The 17,638-nt window shown below is 56.1% G+C and carries 11 protein-coding genes; 5 read left to right on the top strand and 6 right to left on the bottom strand.

Annotated elements, in window-relative coordinates; genetic code table 11:
* Positions 1-88 precede the first annotated feature (88 nt).
* The 5 genes from P273_RS0105685 to P273_RS0105705 all read right to left on the bottom strand — a co-directional run bounded on the left by P273_RS0105685 (position 89) and on the right by P273_RS0105705 (position 7,147).
* Positions 89-3,547: an FtsX-like permease family protein gene (locus P273_RS0105685; RefSeq protein ID WP_024627507.1), complete on the bottom strand. Its 3,459-nt coding sequence runs from the start codon at positions 3,545-3,547 to the stop codon at positions 89-91.
* A gap of 2 nt (positions 3,548-3,549) precedes the next feature.
* On the bottom strand, positions 3,550-4,251 hold the full coding sequence (locus P273_RS0105690; RefSeq protein WP_024627508.1) for an ABC transporter ATP-binding protein: 702 nt from the start codon (positions 4,249-4,251) through the stop codon (positions 3,550-3,552).
* Positions 4,252-4,414: 163 nt separating this feature from the next.
* Positions 4,415-5,866, bottom strand: coding sequence for an ABC transporter ATP-binding protein (locus P273_RS0105695; RefSeq protein WP_024627509.1), 1,452 nt, complete (start codon positions 5,864-5,866; stop codon positions 4,415-4,417).
* The gene (locus P273_RS0105700; RefSeq protein ID WP_024627510.1) at positions 5,844-6,542 is read right to left on the bottom strand and encodes an energy-coupling factor transporter transmembrane component T; all 699 of its coding nucleotides are present in this window, start codon (positions 6,540-6,542) and stop codon (positions 5,844-5,846) included. The genes P273_RS0105695 and P273_RS0105700 overlap by 23 nt, the downstream gene beginning before the upstream one ends.
* A complete protein-coding gene (locus tag P273_RS0105705) occupies positions 6,539-7,147 on the bottom strand; it encodes an MptD family putative ECF transporter S component (protein WP_024627511.1) in 609 nt (202 codons plus the stop codon). The genes P273_RS0105700 and P273_RS0105705 overlap by 4 nt, the downstream gene beginning before the upstream one ends.
* Positions 7,148-7,375: 228 nt before the next feature.
* Between P273_RS0105705 and P273_RS09550 the strand changes: the two genes are divergently transcribed.
* The 5 genes from P273_RS09550 (at position 7,376) to P273_RS09980 (ending at position 16,157) form a co-directional block, all read left to right on the top strand.
* Positions 7,376-9,415, top strand: coding sequence for an ATP-binding cassette domain-containing protein (locus P273_RS09550; RefSeq protein ID WP_024627512.1), 2,040 nt, complete (start codon positions 7,376-7,378; stop codon positions 9,413-9,415).
* Positions 9,399-11,150, top strand: coding sequence for an amino acid ABC transporter ATP-binding/permease protein (locus P273_RS09290; protein WP_024627513.1), 1,752 nt, complete (start codon positions 9,399-9,401; stop codon positions 11,148-11,150). The genes P273_RS09550 and P273_RS09290 overlap by 17 nt, the downstream gene beginning before the upstream one ends.
* A gap of 694 nt (positions 11,151-11,844) precedes the next feature.
* Positions 11,845-13,161 carry a DNA methyltransferase gene (locus tag P273_RS09825; protein ID WP_216476357.1) on the top strand — a complete coding sequence of 439 codons (1,317 nt, stop codon included), beginning with the start codon at positions 11,845-11,847 and terminating at the stop codon, positions 13,159-13,161.
* 23 nt (positions 13,162-13,184) lie between these two features.
* On the top strand, positions 13,185-13,994 hold the full coding sequence (locus P273_RS0105720; RefSeq protein WP_034524908.1) for a hypothetical protein: 810 nt from the start codon (positions 13,185-13,187) through the stop codon (positions 13,992-13,994).
* 1,497 nt (positions 13,995-15,491) lie between these two features.
* A complete protein-coding gene (locus tag P273_RS09980) occupies positions 15,492-16,157 on the top strand; it encodes a PspA/IM30 family protein (RefSeq protein ID WP_216476358.1) in 666 nt (221 codons plus the stop codon).
* Between the two features lie 231 nt (positions 16,158-16,388).
* Here the strand turns inward: P273_RS09980 and P273_RS0105735 are convergent, their stop codons facing one another.
* Positions 16,389-17,180, bottom strand: a complete 792-nt coding sequence (locus P273_RS0105735; RefSeq protein ID WP_216476359.1) for a hypothetical protein — start codon at positions 17,178-17,180, stop codon at positions 16,389-16,391.
* Positions 17,181-17,638: the final 458 nt, after the last annotated feature.

A 17,638-nucleotide genomic window follows, 5' to 3' on the forward strand; every position in this document is an offset into this window, starting at 1 on the left:
CTGGATTCTCAATGGCTTTAATGGCATGGACTTATGGACTCTTGGACTGCCAGCTTACGCCATCAGCATGGGTAAATGCCGATATGGGCTAGTCCACCGACTTGAGGGCCTCCAGCATGTCCACATGCTTGAGCTTGTTGTTGACCATCCAGCCCAGTCCGGCCGTGATGACCGTAATCATGACCAGGGGCACGACGAAGGCCACCCAGCTGATGGAGGGGTCAAAGAGGACGTTGTCCGGAGGGACGGTGGTGATGATGTAGTGGTGGAGCCAGGCCCCGAACCCGTATCCGGCCAGGACGCCGATGGCCGACAGGAGGATGGTCTCCCGGTAAATGTACATGGTCACCTCGCGATCGTAGAAGCCCAGCACCTTGATGGTGCTCAGCTCGCGGATCCGCTCCTCCACGTTCAGATTGGTCAGGTTGTAGAGGATGACCAGGGCCAGTAGGGTGGCCACGATGATCAGCACCTGCATGATCATGTTCAGGGACCTGACCACGGTGTCGATCTGGCTCATCAGGGTGGTGTTCTGCACCACCCCCTGGATCCCGTCGATCCGCATGAAGGAAGCGGCCTGCCTTCTGGTGTTCTCCGCGCTGGAGTCCTTGAAGGTGACCAGATGGGCGTTGGGTGAGAAGTCCTGATGGAAGACGGTCCTGTAGGCCGATGGGCTCATGAAGACGAAGTGCCCCAGGTACATCTCGCAGATGCCGTCCACCCGCATGGTCCTGTCCCTGCCGCCTGAATCCTGCAGGGTGATCCTGTCGCCGACCTTGGTCCCTGTCAGCTGGGCGATCCGTTCGGAGAGGATCACGCCGTCGCCTTTGAGGCTCAAGGGCTTGTGTCCGGATCGGGTGTCCATGCGGATGAAGTCGTCCAGGTGCTCGGCGCTGGCCGGCGCGATCATGGTGATGGACTGCTTGTCGGCGTTGTGGCCGGCTGTCTTGCTCATCTCCTCGTAGCGCACGTTCAGGGAACGGCTCACGTCGGGCTTTTCCAGTCGCTTTTTGATGGATTGGCGCTGGTCGGATGTGGCCTGGCTGTTCTCGGCGGCGATCAGGTCGTAGCGGATCACCTGGCCGAACTGGTGCTCGTTGATGGCCGAGATGGATCCCTGTACGCCGAATCCTGCCATCAAAAGGGCCACTGACCCGCAGACCCCGAAGATGGTCATCAGCATCCGCTGCTTGTAACGGAAGATGTTTCGGGCGGTGACCTTGTGGGTGAAGTTGAGCCGGTTCCAGATCAGGGGGATGCGCTCCAGAAAAATCTTCGAACCGGCGCTGGGCGGTTTGGGCAGTAGGAGGGCCGACGGCTTCTCGCGCAGCTCCCGCCAGGCGCTCAGGAAGGCTGGAACCACGGCGCTCAGGAAGGCCAGTAGGCAGGCCAGAAGGGTGATGGGCAGGTGGAAGCCGTAGTGGATGGGCGGCATGTCGAAAGCGTGGGCGTAGGCCTGGTAGACGATCCAGGGCAGAAGGATGTGGCCGGCGATGATGCCCAGAAGCGCGCCTAGGGCCGAGGCCGCTCCGCCATAGACCAGGAACTTGGCCATGACATCCTGGTCCCTGTAACCCAGGGCCTTGAGCGTTCCGGCGTTGATCCGCTCCTCGTCCACGAAGCGCGTCATGGTGGTGAAGGTGACCAGGGCGGCCACCAGGTACATGAAGTAGGGGAAGACCTTGGCCAGCGAGTCCACAATGAAGGAAACGGAGGCGTAGACCTTGTAGCCCTCTGAGCCGGGCGCTTCCCGGCGTGAGTCCAGGGCATAGACCGGCTTTTCCAGTCGGCTCAGCTGGTCCGCCGCCTTGTTCAGCTTTTTCTGGGAGTCGTCGATCTTCTTCTGGGCGTCTGGGCTTTCCTTATTGAACTTGTCCAGTTTGGTCTGGTATTCCGCGGTTTTCTGATCCAAGGTGGCCTGGGCCTGGTCGATCTGCCCCTGGGCTGAGGCGCGGCTGCTGGCTAGTTCCTGTCGTGCCTGGGCTAGCTTGGCCCTACCCTGGGCCAGCTGTGCTGAGCCCTGATCAAGTTGGCCCTTGCCCTGGGCCAGCTGGCGCTCGCCTTCCTCCACCTTGGCTTTTGCTTGGGTCAGCTCCTGTCGCTTTGCATCCAGGGTCTGCTGGTTGGCCGCAACCTGGGCCATGCCGGGCGTGTACTGGTTGGTCATGAAGGCATCGCGGCCTGCCTTGGCCTTGGTTGCAAGGGCATCGATTTGCGGTGACTGCCGGTTGAGCTCGGTCAGCTGGGCCTGGAGCCCGGCCTTCTTGCGGTTGAGCTCCTCCTGCTGCTGGGGGGTCAGCCCGGGTGTGGCCAGTTGGGCATCGATAGCCTGAATGAGGCCGGTGACCTGTGCAATGCCTTGTCTGCATTGCTTCTGCGCTTCCTGGGCCTGGGCTACAGCTTGGTCGGCCTGGGCCTTGCCGCCCTCCAGCTGCTGGCGGGAACCATCAAGCTTGGCCTGTCCCTGATCGATGGCCTGTTGCCCCTGGTCGGCCTGTTGCCTGCCCTGGGCCACCTGGTTGACGGAAGACTGGTACTGCTTCTGCTTTCGAGCCAGTACGGCCGAGCTCAGATCCACCTCCTGTTGCCCCTGGTCGATGGCTGCCTGGGCCTGCACCGTCTTGGCGACTAGTTGGTTCTTGGCGGACTGGATGCTCTGGGCACCCTGGTCCAGATCCTTCCTGGCCTGTTCCAGCTGCTGCCGGTTCCCTTCGAGTTTTTCTTTAGACTGGTCTACCTGGTCTTGCCCCTGGTCCAGTTGCTTCTTCAGGGGGGCCTTGATGGCGTTCAGCCTGGCGGTGGGGCGTCCTGACAGAATCCTGTTCAGGTCGTCCTTGTGGGTCTGCAGGGCTTGGATGTACTGGTCGGAATAGTGATCCCGGATCCGGTCCAGATCCTTGAAGGTCAGGCGGGCGATCATGTACTCGTCCGAGTCGAAGGCCCCGGGCGTGGTCACAGCGTAGGAGTCCAGCGACCCGGATCCGGCTGTGGAGGGCCCCATGTTGACTTTGCTGAGGATCTCGGTTGACTTGACCGTACCCACCACGCGCAGCTTGTGGTGCCTCAAGACCCTCCTGCCCAGCTGGTCGGCCTTCTCATCTACCTGGATGCTGCTGCCGATGGGGTGGCTCCCGGCCAGGGCCGTGTCGACTGCTATCTGGTCCGGTCTGGTCGGCATGGATCCGTCGACCAGTTCGTAGGTGGAGATTCGGTTGGGGGCAGAGTAGATGCGCAGGCTCTTGTCGGTCCCTTTGAGCACCACATCCTTCAAATACCCGTATTCGATGCCTGAATTACCAGGGGCGGTGTCGATGGCATCCCGATCCTCCTGGTCCAGCCCGTAGCTGCTGATGACCATCAGATCGGCCAGATGGTGGTTGGACAGGTAGGCGTTGCCGGCCTGCCGCATGTCCGGCCCGGTCACGCTCAGCCCGACCAGGGCGAAGGAGCCCAGCGCCACCAGGCAGACGATGGAGATGAACCGTCCCAGGGACTTGCGCAGGGAGACCCGGATGTCGTGCCAGAGCACCTTCCTGACGGGCTGCATCCTCACCACTCCACGTTTTCGATGTCTTCAGGGCTGTCATTGGTCTGTACAGCCTGGACCCGGGCATCGTGCATGCGGATGACCCTGTCGGCGATGGGGGCGATGGCCGCGTTGTGGGTGACGATGACCACGGTGGCGCCCTTCTTGCGGCACTGGTCCTGGAGGATGCGTAGCACCTGCTTGCCGGTCCGGTAGTCAAGGGCACCAGTGGGTTCGTCACAGAGCAGGATCTTGGGGTTCTTGGCCACGGCCCGGGCGATGGCCACCCGCTGCTGCTCGCCGCCGGAAAGCTGAGCGGGGAAGTTGTCGATCCGGTCACCCAAGCCCACGTCGACCAGGGTCTGGACCGGGTCTGCGGCGTCATCCACGATCTCCGAGGCCAGCTCCACGTTCTCCTTGGCGGTCAGGTTGGCCACCAGATTGTAGAACTGGAAGACGAAGCCCACGTCGTAACGGCGGTAGGTGGTCAGCTGCCGGGCGTCGTATCCGGCGATGTCCTTCCCGTCCACGATCACCTGGCCCTCGTTGCAGGTGTCCATGCCGCCCAGGATGTTCAGCACGGTCGATTTGCCCGCCCCCGAGGCGCCAAGGATGACCACCAGCTCGCCCTTCTCGATGGAGAAGGTGACCTCATTGTTGGCCACGATGGTCGTTTCGCCGGTCACATACCGTTTCGTCTCTCCGATGACGTCGATATAGCCCATCATGCCCTCTCGTAACCCTGGCTGTGCGGCGGGGCCGTCCGGCGCGAGGGACGCCCCCTGATGCTCTTTTCCCCACTACTGTATACGTTCGCGGGGCCCGGAGCACAGGAGAACCGCCTGCCGGGAGGCGTCATGTTCACCGACCCTGCAAGGGCGCAGAGGCTCAGAGGGCTTGCAGGAGGTTGCCCAGTTTGCGGCTGTCCCTGACCGGTCTGCCCTGACGGAAGGTGATGAACCGCTGGCAGGTCTGAGCCAGGAACTCCTGGTCGTGCGAGATGACGATCACCATGACCCCCAGGGAGCGCATGTAGCGGATCATCCCGGTCACCTGGTTCATGTGGAGGAGGTCTAGGCCGCTGGTGGGCTCGTCCAGAACTACCAGACGCTTGCCTGACAGTATGGCTGCCGCAATGGCCACCCGCTGCTTTTCTCCGCCGGAGAGGGTGTTGGGGTGTCGGTCCAGGAGACGCTCCAGGTCCAGCTTTCGCGCTACCTCATCGAAGAGGTCGGTCCTCCTGGCCCCAAGGAGCATTTCGCCTTCGACGGTCTCGCTGAAGAGTTGGTAGTTGACATCCTGAAAGACCATGTAGGAGTCCTCGACGCGCTCCCTGGCGGTCTGCTTGGTTCCGTTCAGGCTGATTTCTGACTTGTCGCCAGGTTTGAGCAATCCGGTCAGGACCGAGGCGAAGGTGCTCTTGCCGGCACCGTTGCGGCCGATGATGCCAGTGATATCCTCGCTGGACAGGGTCAGGTCGTCCACATTTAGGGCAGGAGCCTGGTCGTGGTGGTAGGCATAGGTCAGATTCCTGACCCGGAGTAGGTCGGGGATCTTCTCGGTGGTTACCCTGGCAGGTGCACTCGCATGCTCGGTCGCATCCAAGTTCAGGGCTCGCAGCCCCATGGCCTGGCGACTTGGGTTATCCAGATCCCTCATGGCGGTTGGGGTCAGGTGCTCTGTAAGCCTGCCGTCCCTCATGACCAGGAAGTCGTCGGCCAGCCCGTCCAGGTAGTAGAGGCGATGCTCGATCAGGACCATGGTCAGGCCTCGGTCCTTCAAGCGGTCCAGGATTTGCGCCAGGCTGGCCACCGCTTCGACGTCCAGATTGCCGGAGGGCTCGTCCAGGACCAGGATCTGCGGGTCCATCATGCAGGATGAGGCGATGGCGATCATCTGCTTTTCGCCCCCGGACAGGGAAAAGATACCCCGATCCAAGAGCTGGGTGATGCCGAAGAGGTCGGCCACCTGGTCTATACGCTCCCGGATGGCCTCTGGCTGAACCCCGGTGTTCTCCAGGGGAAAGGCCAGCTCGCTGCGGACGTCGGTGGTGAAGAACTGGGTTTTGGGGTTCTGGAAGACCGATCCCACCTGCTCCGAAAGTCGATAGATGGGCCGGGCCGTGGTGGGTTCGCCCCCGATCAGGCACTCTCCCTCAAGCTTGCCCTCGTAGAGTTCGGGAATCAGGCCGTTGATGACCCTGGACAGGGTGGTCTTGCCGCATCCGCTCGGCCCGGTGACTACAGTCAGCCGGCCCTGATCCATTTGGCAGGAGACCTCTTTGAGGGATGGCTGGCTGGCGCCCTCGTAGGTGAAGCTAAGCTTGGAACATCGTAACATAGGCTCCACATCCCATAAGGACCAGGCCCAGGGCGCACATGAGCGCATCCAGTCTGGTGAAGGCAATCCGTTGGATGGAGGTCTTGGGACCGGGGTCGCCAATCCCCCTGGTCAGGGCGGCTGAGGTCAGGTCGGAGGCCACGTTGGTGGCGTTGTTGAGCAGGGGAACGTAGATGTATTCCATGGTTCGCATAGGGTGCCGGACCATGTCGCCGGTGGTGACGGCGATTCCCCTGAACTTCATGGCCCGTCTGATCTGGGCATAGTCGTGCCTGACGGTTGGAAAGAAGCGGAAGAGGACGCTGACGGGGATGACCAGCCACTGGGGGGCATGGATCTTGCGCAGCAGGTAGACCAGCTCCGAGACCTTGGTGGTGCCCATCATGAAGGCCGCCACCAGCACCAGGGGGAGGATCCTGCCCACGCCGACGAAGAGGAAGAGCAGGTAATGTCCGGGCAGATTCTCGGGAAAGACCATGGCCAGGGAGGCGCCCAGGGCGAAGACCAGACAGACCAGAAGCCAGGCCTGGCCCTTCCTGACCCTGCCCACGATGACCTGGAAACTGCAGAAGTAGACGTTGATGGCCAGGACCAGCGGGGTGGGGAGGGTGACGAAAATCAGGGCGTTGGCGAAGATGACCAGCAGGAATCTGGTGTAGATGGAGATGGGCCTCATCGCTTGGCGGGTATCCGGTTGAAATGCCGGTCAACGATTCGGGCGCCTATCCATGCCCCGAGCAGGGCGCCGACCAGGGTGGCCAGAATGCAGACCAGGAAGGTGGCTCCGGTGATGGGCGCGAAGACCCCGTTGATGTACTCCTGGCTCTTGCCGCGGCGGACCAGGCTGGCCACATAGGCGTCCTTCATGAACCAGAGGGGCAGGACGGGGCCGGTGCAGCCGAAGGTGAGGATGACGTAGCTCAGGTAACGGGCCAGGTTGGGTCGGCTCTCCCTGAGCGAGGACTGAACCAGATCAGCCAGCAGGCCGCAGAAGGCGTAGGGGATGAAGGAGAGTGCGAAGTGGCCGAAGACCAGCAGGAAGAGGCCCATGATGACGCCGACGATGGTGATGGCCCCGAATCTGGGCACGCGGCGGATCATCAGCATGTAGACCGGGCCGGAGACCAGCCCTACCACAGCAGGGATGAAGAGGGAGGACAGGCCGGGCATGACCAGGCCCGCCAGGAAGACGGTGATAAAGTTGCCGACCGCCATGCTGACGAAGTAGAGGGCCGTAAAAATGCCGACGTTGACCAGGTCTTTTGTCTTGAGTGCTTTCATAAAGGATCGCTCCCATCCGGGTGGCGGTCGCTCGGCCCTAGGCCATATCCGCCGATTTCAGGTTGTGCCGTCAAGTTTAGGAGGGCCGGGAGGGAAAGTAAATGATATTTTTTATATCTCTTGCCAGCTCTTGCCAGGGCTTCACAATAAGGGTATTGCCTGGCGCGAGAGGATTTTGTTAGTGTCCACTGAGAGGGGCGTATCAGAAAGGCGGCACGGAGGACAGGCATGATCAGCAAGCGACTACTTCATCTACCGGGAGCCAGGATGGGCGCCAGCCTCCTGCTGGCCCTCCTGCAGACGATCGGCGCGCTGGCGGAGGTGCTCCTCTTGCCGGTAGCCATCGCGGCCGTGGGCCGTTCCCTTGGTCTGGCTGTTCCTCATGCCCTTGCCTGGGTGCCGGGTCGTCCTGGGCCCCTGGCGGCCTTGATAGGCGGGCTGATCCTGGTTCGGCTCCTGACCCAGGCGGTCGCCAGGTTCGTCAGCGCCCGGCTGGCTGATGGGATGGGCAAGGCGCTCTCCCAGGCCCTCTACCTATCCGTGTTCGACCCCAACAGACAGGAGGACGACCTAGGCGTTCCGGCGCAGACCCTGGCCAGGCTTTCGACCGAAGGGGTCAAGTCGGTCGTCTCCTACTTCACGGCCTACATTCCGGCCCTGGTCCAGACCGCCCTGATGCTGGTCGTGACCCTGGCCGTCCTCCTGCCCGTCAGCCCCCTGGCTGCGGTGATCGTCGTGATCGGCATGGTGGCCCTGCCCCTGGCTTCCAAGCCCACCATGGGCGAAAACATCAAGGTACAGCTGGGGCAGTTGCGCAAGTACGACAAGGTCGGAGTCCACTTCGAGCATGCCCTGAGGGGGCTCAACACCTTGAAGATCTTCGGGGCAGACCAGCGGCAGGCCGACGATTTGGCCGAGGAGTCCGAGGGGTTCCGCCGGATCACCATGGGGGTCCTGGGCGGGCAGCTGCGCTCGCTGATCAAGGCCGACGTGGTCATTTACACCAGCCTCATCTTGGCGGTCGCAGCCACGGTCCTGATCGGACAGGGCGGGCCCTCACGAGTACTGTCCTGCCTGGTTGTTGCTTTGGCTGGGGTTCGGCTCTTCGCCCCTGAGCGGCAGTTGGTCTACATGATGCATTCCGGCATGGTCGCCATCAAGCAGGGCAAGGCCATCGACGATATTCTCCAAGCACGGCAGGGGAGCGACGAGGAGTCGTCGGCTGCAGGTGCGACTCCTGAATCAAGCAAGAAAGTGGCCTCGGAAGGTGCTCCGGCAACGATTTCGGAAGCGCCCGAGAAAGCGGATCCAGAAGCGAGTCTTGAAGTATCTGAAAAAGCAATTCGGTATTCTGAATCGGAATCCGCATCGGGTGCTGGCCGAATTCCTGCAAGTGGATCCGCCTCGGAGCTTGCTTTGGACGCTGTCCAAGCGCCTGTATCAGGTTCTACCGATGTGGTAGGGCAGAATGCTGGTTCGGTACGGCTGAGCTCGGAGCAGGCAGATCAGGCGGATATGTCTGGAGACGATTTGCCGGGCATCCGCGCTCGCAATCTGACCTACACCTATCCTGACGGCTTCCAGGCCCTAACTGACCTGAACTTTGACCTTCCAGCCAAGGGGCATGTGGGCTTAGTCGGTGCCTCCGGCTCCGGCAAGAGCACCCTGGCGGGTCTGCTGTCTGGGCGCCTTCAGGGATATACCGGAGAGCTGACCATTGGCGGGCGCCAGATCAGCGACCTATCACGCGAGGACTTGGTCGGCCTGCAGACCGTGGTTCGGGGAACCGATCACCTCTTTACCGGGACCATCAGGTCGAATCTCGATCCGGCTGGGCTGGGCTACTCGGATTGGGAGCTGCAGGATGCGCTGGACCAGGTCGGCCTGACTGGTCTTGTCCAGAGCAAGGGCGGGCTGGATGCTCCTATCGACCCTGAGGGAGGCAACCTTTCTGGAGGGCAGCGCCAGCGTCTGTCCATTGCCCGCGGGCTCCTGCGGCGTTCTCCTCTCTACATCTTCGATGAGGCAACCAGTGCCGTGGATCGCGAGCATGACGCCACCTTGGCTGCTCTGATGGATGCGCTGGGTAAGGAGTCCCTGGTCCTGACCATCACCCACCGCCTGGCCGGGGTCCGCAATGCCGATTCCATTCTCTTCCTGCAGGAAGGTCGTCTGGCGGAGAGCGGCGGCTTCCGCGAACTGATGGATGCCGGAGGCGGATTCGCGGCCCAGTGGAAGGAGCAGGCACAGTATGAGGACGGGGAGTGACGACATGCAGCAGCAGACGACGAGCAACCTGGCGATGATGCGCCGCATGGCCCGGCTGATGAAGCCTCTGGCTGGTACGGAGGGCAAGGCCATCCTCTGCGGCAGCTTGGGCCATCTCTTTGCTGTCTGGAGCATGATGGCTGCCGCTGCGGCCCTGATCGGTCTGGTCATGGACTGGCCGCCGCTGAATGGCCAGTGGGTCGTCTGGGCTCTGGTGGCGGTTCTGACTGCTCTCAGCCGAGGGGTTATGGCCTATGGGGAGCAGTACTACAACCATGAGATGGCCTTTAGTATGCTTCGCGACATCCGCACGACGGTCTTCGACAAGATGCGGTCCCTGGCCCCGGCCGGTCTGCGCGACCAGGCGCGCGGAGACATGGTGACGGTGATCACCAATGACATCGAGTTGCTGGAGATTTTCTACGCCCACACCCTTTCACCCATAGCCATTGCCCTGGTCACCTCCTTGGCCAACCTGGCCTTGCTCACTTGGCTCTCGCCCTGGATGGGCCTGGCCGCCCTGGTCTCCTACCTGATCGTCGGTCTGCTCATCCCCATCCTGAGCGCAAGGCCCACCTTCAAGGTAGCCATGAAGGAGCGGACCGCCCAGGCCAACCTGCATTCCCTGCTTCTGGAGACCCTGCAGGGCCGCACAGAGCTGGCGGGGTTGGGGGCTCTTGGCAACACCCGCCGCCGAGTGGGAGTCGCTACAGACCAGATGTTGGATGCCAGGGGACGCACCTCTGGGCGGACTATTGCCAACGATCTGGTCACCAACGTGGTCACTCTGATTTGCGCTGGAGTCTTCACTCTGATGGCCTGCCACCTAGGTTCGGCAGGGTTGGTGGATCCTGCACGGGGAATGATCGGACTGGTCGGCTTCCTCTCCTCTTTCGCTCCCTTGATACCTGTAGCTCGGCTAGGCGCTGGCCTGCAGCCCACTCTGGCTGCGGCTCGACGGGTTTTCTCGCTTCTGGATAAGGAGCCGCCTGTACGTGAGGTGGAATCCGGTCATGGGAATCCCCTGACGGAGTTCACTGGAGAGGAGGCCAAGGCTGTCTCCTTCTCCTACGCTGGCAAGACTGGTTCGGATAAGGAGGACCCAGGTGAACATGGCGGCCGGACTTCGTTTTTGGAGGGTCTGGATCTTTCCATCAAGTCTGGCGAGCTGATCGGCATCCAAGGGGCCAACGGGGTTGGCAAGTCCACCTTGATCGACCTGCTGATGAGGTTCCAGGAGCGCAGTGGTGGGGATCTGACCGTTTCCGGTCTGCCTATCGAGACCATCCACACCGCTGATCTGCGTGCGCAGCAGACATTGGTGAGCCAGGACACCTACATATTCAGTCTCACTCTGGCGGACAACATTGCTCTTGCTCGGCCCGATGCCAGCAGGGCGGATATTGAGCAGGCGGCCCATGACGCTTGCCTGGACGATCTGATCGACCAGCTGCCCAACGGCTTGTATCACATGCTGGCTGACAACGGTTCGGATCTGTCCGAGGGGCAGCGGCAGCGGGTGGCCTTGGCTCGCGCCTTTTTGAGCGCGGCACCATTCATGCTTTTGGATGAGCCCACCAGCAATATGGATGCTCTCCTTGAGGGCCGGGTATTGACAAGGTTGATCGAGAGGAAGGGCGACCGTACTTGTCTGATCGTCTCCCACCGTCCCTCGGTCCTTGCTAGGGTTGACCGGTTGCTGACGCTGCAGGACGGCAGACTGGTATCTGCCTGAGCTCGTTTTTATATAGACAGTGGGCTAATTGCAATACCGCCTGTGTTTTAGTCACCGGTATAGAGTCCCTAATTTGTTCGGGTGGGTTCTTGAAAAGGTATGAGTTTATTCCCTGTTTATGTCAATTTTTTAGGGTTCAATATCTTGAACTGCAGAATTGCTTTGTGTATCGGTTTCATTGCTTTTGAAATAATTGCAGGGGTTAAGCGTTGGTTGATGAGATTAGGTACCTGATGGTGGTGCATCCTTTTCCAATTTTGGACTATCTTCTTTATGCGATGGAATGTGGCAGGTTCGCTTTACTCTCTGGATCGGAAGTGCTGAGACCGAGTATCTGGTGTAAAGTTAATCATCTGTATCGAGGCTGAAATCTACAAAACGACTTTGTAGATTGACTGCCCTAGATATGAGAAAACGATAATAGACAGAATGCCATTTGTCGCCAACCACAACATAGTGCAGTAAAAAGCGTAAATCAGATAGACTATCGTTATCAAGAATCCAACGGAGATAATTATGACGATTATTCAAGACATTACTGCACGATTGAGCGTTGTGTTGGGGAACAAAGTGTAGGTATAATTGCGGGCAAGCGAACACTGAAAGAGGAGAATCTGGCTAATAGTTAATGAAATAGGAAAACAAGAATTTTTTTTGAGTTTTCTGCAATGTTTGAGATGAGATTGAGGATCTATTGAGTAGCGATAGCGCAGATTCACAAATAGGAGTGTTAGATATTGCAGATCCTAAGAGAAATCGCTTGCAGTCTAGCGATTCTGCTGTACATGATTGGTATAGATTCGTGTTGAGCTTTCCTCCGCATTTAGTACGTCATTACCTTAACAGATTTCATCAGGATAATAACTCATTAATACTTGATCCTTTCGCCGGAGCTGGCACTACGCTTGTTGAAGCGAAAAAGCATAAAATCCCGTCGATTGGAATGGAAACTAATCCAGTTGTCTATTTGGCTGCTCGTACAAAAACTGACTGGAGCGTGGATCCTCAGAAGTTAGACGCGTGTATAAGCGAAATTGCTACTGACCTGTTTCCTAAGATTGGCTTCGTTTCATCTAAAAATGAACATTCCTCTATCGAAAATACCGGCCTTAAAAGACTGAATGCCGAAGCAAATAAGCTACTCTTACGAGGGAGCATCAGTCCTTTGCCTTTACACAAAGCGATTACTGTCCTCCAAAAGATTGATACTTATGAAGATAGTCTTTCGGATTACATGAGGGTTGCTTTGGCTACCACCCTCGTCAAGGATGCAGGAAACTTGCGTTTCGGTCCAGAGGTAGGGGTGACTAAACCCAAGTATGATGTTGATGTATTAGGATGTTGGGTTGATCGCGCCCGGAAAGTTGTTAAAGATCTAAATCTAGTGAGCTGCTTGTCAGGTGTTCCCGCGACAGTATTGAAAGAGGACGCAAGGACAGCAGTCGCGCGTCTACCCGAGAATAGCGTCTCAGCAGTTATCACCTCTCCTCCGTATCCGAATGAAAAGGATTACACCAGAACAACAAGACTTGAAAATGTCGTTTTAGGGTTGATAACCAATAAAGCAGAGCTACAGAAAGTGAAGAAACAGCTGATTAGATCGAACACTAGGGGGGTATACAAAAATGATGACGATGATCGACTGACAGAGCAATATCCTGAGGTGTGTGCGTTAGCTAACGAGATTGAACGAAGACGGGTAGAAATGGGCAAAACTTCAGGCTTTGAGCGCTTGTATGCGCGTGTGACTAAATTATATTTTGGTGGCATGGCTAGGCACCTTGCCGAGCTTCGTCGTTGTCTTCGCCCTAATGCTCATCTAGCCTATGTGGTGGGAGATCAGGCCTCATATCTGCGTGTGTTGATACGCACTGCCCCAATTTTGGGTAATATTGCCACATCTTTGGGCTACGAAGTTGAGAGTATCGACTTATTTAGGAAAAGGGCTGCTACAGCTACACGATCTCAGCTACGCGAGGAAGTGCTCGTTCTTCGCTGGCCTGGCAGATAAATGACTTTGTGAATAGAGGAAAAATGGATAAGAGCAATTATGACAAGATAATTTTACGTATTTTTAATACTCATTATCACGATGGTGATCGTCACGTTCATTTTACACGTCAAGACATAGTGAAAGCATCGCGTGATCTTGGAATTGACCTACCTAAAAACCTTGGTGATGTAGTTTACTCATATCGATATAGGAAATTACTACCTAAACCTATAAGAGAAGCGGCTCCAAATGGGTTTGAATGGTATATTAAAGGAGTAGGTGCCGCGAAATATGTCTTTGAATTAAGCAGCATGTCGTCTCGCATTGCTCCAAGAGAGGATCTTATAGTCACGAAGATTCCTGACGCGACACCTGAAATTATTCGGTCTGCCGCTGGAAACGACGAGCAAGCTCTTCTTGCAATTGTCCGATATAACCGTTTAATTGATGTGTTCCTTGGTATTTCAGCTTATTCTTTGCAGAATCATTTGCGCACTACGGTTAAAAGTATTGGACAGGTTGAGGTCGATGAGATATATGTGGCATTGGACAGTTTTGGTCAACAATATATTATTCCAGTTGAAGCCAAAGGGCATAATGATCAGTTAGGACGCGTTCAGGCCGAACAGGATCTTGCTGTTTGTGCAGACAAATGGCCTGAGTACACCCCATTGGCTATCGCTGTACAATTTATGTCTGACAATGTGGTCGCAATGTTTGAGCTTGCATACCAAAAATCCGATATACTTGTAGTTAAAGAAAAACACTACAAACTGGTAAAAGCTTCCGAAATATCGGAAGAGGATCGTAGCATTTATAAGCAGGCAGCGATAATGAATTCAGGGATGTAAGGAATTTATAAATTTTAAAAACATCAATTTATATTATATTGGTCAATAACCTAAGTGTAATTTTATTGATACAACTAAACAGACAAATAGTAAACACTCCACTTATAATACGTTTTTTCAAATGGCACGTGGCAAAATTTACAGGCTGCCAGCATTAGCACGTTAGAGGATAACTGGCACGGAGATGCATTGAGATTGTATTGTCAAAATATTACTTGCAGCCAGAGATTTTGGAAAACTATTTACAACTTAATAATACGTAGCAAAACAACGCATTGGCAATTACGGGACCTGGCTTGCTGATCTTGTGCTTATTCACGAGTTGCTGATATTGACGCTAAATGAGGTCGTGTCAGCTTGCATCCGCAAAAAATGTGCTTGGAGCTGCTGAAAAAAATCATTCTAGCTGTAATAGCAGAGGCCGTGGGCGTTTAATGGTAAAAGTGCCATTCGTGCTACTTGAGCTAGTTTCACATAACAGCTTGTTTTCTAATCAAATACAAGTTGATCGGAATTTTGCTGGGTCAGAATTCTAATAGATCGGAAAATTTAATCTGAGTTTTTTTAATAGCAATATCTACCAAAAAATGGAATCCTGGTTATCGCGCTTTACTATCAATTACTCTATCTTTGCATAATAATAACATCGTGCTATTTGCTTGTGTGAATTGACAGCCTGAGTACTAGACGAATAGCATCGTATAAGATACAATTAAACACCTTCATTGCCAAGATTCAATATAATAATTGAAGTCACTTTACGACTGGCTATTATACAAATTAATTATGAGCTAAGCCCAGTTGGAAAGATGACTAGATTGAAGATAGATCATAATAATGAAATCTTCAAAGAATCTCAAAGTCCTACCTATGGAGCTAGCCGGGCTCCGTGCATTCACAATTTTACTTAAAATCGCAACGGTTCCCATCAATGAAGGTCAAATCGTAACCTATTTCGTAACCTATTATTGAACAAATCTGGGACTTAATGACTCAACATGAACGACTTCAACTCGAAGTTTCTGCCATTGATATGTTTCAGTTTCAGATAAAGTAAAAAGCAAGCAAAAGGAATGTCATGTCTGCGTGGGCACGTGTGCATGACATAATAAAAATGCCGCGGCATCCAGTACATGGCACACTAAGTTTGAAACGGCAAGGACGGGCCGTTAACAGGGGATGGCCGTCGGTGGAGAGAGAAGGGCGACTGTGAAGGAAAACGGGAACGGGGACACCTCGAGACGCAGGCCTGCAGTCATTGTGGCAGTCCTGGTGCTGTCGGTAGCCGTCATCTGCGGCGGGGGACTGTGGTGGCATAACCACGCGGTCCGGGAACACGATCAAGCCCTCACCTCATACCGCGCGGCGGTTAGGGACTATGCAAGCCAGGAGGGCCGATATCGCTCATACCTGGACTCCGACGAAGTGAAGTCCGCCTCTGCCATCAAAGAGGAAGAGGTCAGCGACGCCAAGACAGTCCTGGCCATGTCCAGGGACGTGAAAACCACCAAACCCGCATCGAGCAGGAAGACCCGTGTTAAAACCGCCCTAACGGGGGATGCATCCACCGGGGAGCTGAAGAAGGCGACCGAAAACCTGTCTGCACAGATCACGAGGATGAAGACAGAAGTCAGGACCATCAAGGCCAAGGTGCTCGCCGTGAACACTTCTAAGGCCCACAAGCAGCTCTCCGACGCTATCGGTAATGCAGACAAGATCCTCGCTGATTCCAACGGCAAGGTGCCCGATGGGGACCACTCCCGTGATGAACTGACCAAGACCCTTGACTCGGCCAAGAAGATCCTTGAGGACAGGAAATCGGTCCTTAAGACCTTCACTGATGCCAAGACCACCCTTGATACTAAAATTCAGACTGTAAACAATGCTGTTATTGCTAAAGCCTCTCAGGATGCTGCTGATGCCGCTGCTGCTGCACAAGCCCAAGCTGCGAGCGCTGCTACAGGTGGTTCTAGCTACAGTGGTGGTTCTGGTTATCGAGCACCTTCGGGCGGTGGTAGCGGTTATCGTGCTCCTTCAGGTGGCGGTTCTGCCCCTGCACCTTCTAATGGTGGTGGTCACCCTACTTGGACTGGAACTACGGATAATACGCCAGCAACGGGTCATTGGAATGGTAATGACTTGTATGTTGATACAAAATTCTGATATTTTTCTAAAGAATATCCGGGTTATTCTCATGTTTATCGGGATTAGAACCCACGGTATAACTGAATAAATTGAATTAGAGTTTGGTGATAGGTTTTGATGTGAGCTACTTCTGTTCATTCCTCCCCACATTAAATGATCGGTTGCCATAAGCGGCTATAGCTGCTGGTTGGGTTCTAGTCTCTACAATTGAATAATGATGCCGCTAATCTGATGCCTGGTCTGTGTAAATCATGGTTTCAAGAGGCTGATTATCCTGGATGGATCATTGACGAATTCCGATTGCCATGTCTCAGCACTGATGACTTGGACGAGCTTGCCTTTCCCCACATCATCCCGGGTGATGTCCTCACCGCTGGACCCAGCGGCGTGCGCATGGTCGAGGAACCTGTTCCACAGGCTATCCAGAACCGAGTCTTCCCTCCTGCAACGATGACTGTAGTTCAGCACCCGACGGCCTTTCATGACCTTCTCGATGGAATGCAGCACACGCCAATACTGCTGGTCGCTCCCCATGGCGCTGCTCCAGGTAATTTCACCGGTTGCCTTGTTGACCACATGAAGCCCCGACTCATCCCATGAGGCATCTTCCCCTTTCCTGAGCGGGAACCAGAACCTGGCCAGCCTCTCATCAAGGCACAGGTACGCCAGCAGTTCGAAGAACCTTACCGACTCACCGCGTCCAAGCTTGCCCTGGTCGTTGAGCATCTCCGCAGCCGCATGCCTGGCATCAGCCTTGTTGACATATCTGGATATTCTGTCGGACATCGCGATGGTACTGGTCAACGGCAGCATCGAGAACCCCTGAAGCGAGCAGTCGAAATCGTCGGCTTTCAGACTCTTCTTCCATCGCCCATACAGACGGAATACCCTAGAGGGTGCTGTGAAGCAGCAGTAGACAGTGCAGGTGGGAATGGTACCCGCTGCTGCAGTTCCAAGTGACCTCGACGGTTCTGACCGTGTCGCAGGCTCCGAATCTCCTCCGGTCGCCCAGGCTCCGAGACCCGCCGTTCCAGGATCCACCGGCTGTCAAAGCACCCCGGGCATGACCCAACGCGTCCATCAGCTGTCAGCAAAGGAATGCCCGATTGTGAACGTGGCGAACAGAACCTGATGGCCGATGCCGTCCCCGAGTCCATCATGCATGAACCAGTCCAGCCCCCTCGACAGCTTGTCCACCCTCTCGGCCGTTATCGACTGCGAACACCCGGCACACCGCCTAGAACCGCAATGGTACAGGCCACTGATATACCGCCTAGCCTTGGTATCCTCACCGATCTGTATTACCGACAACTGGGCTTCCCCACCTGTAGAGGCGACGCGGGGACTACGAGAACAACAGCGGATGGATGGCAGTGAGGAGGCGCCCCATTGTAGGGCCTTCATCCGCCAGCGCAGCTCCCGTGCAGCGGCATCATCATTCACTACCGGGCCGCCGTCTGATAGTTCCCCTTTTATCAAGGAAAACCATATGAAAAAAG

The organism is Bifidobacterium sp. A11, assembly GCF_000499185.1.
GTDB classification, from domain to species: domain Bacteria; phylum Actinomycetota; class Actinomycetes; order Actinomycetales; family Bifidobacteriaceae; genus Bombiscardovia; species Bombiscardovia mizhiensis.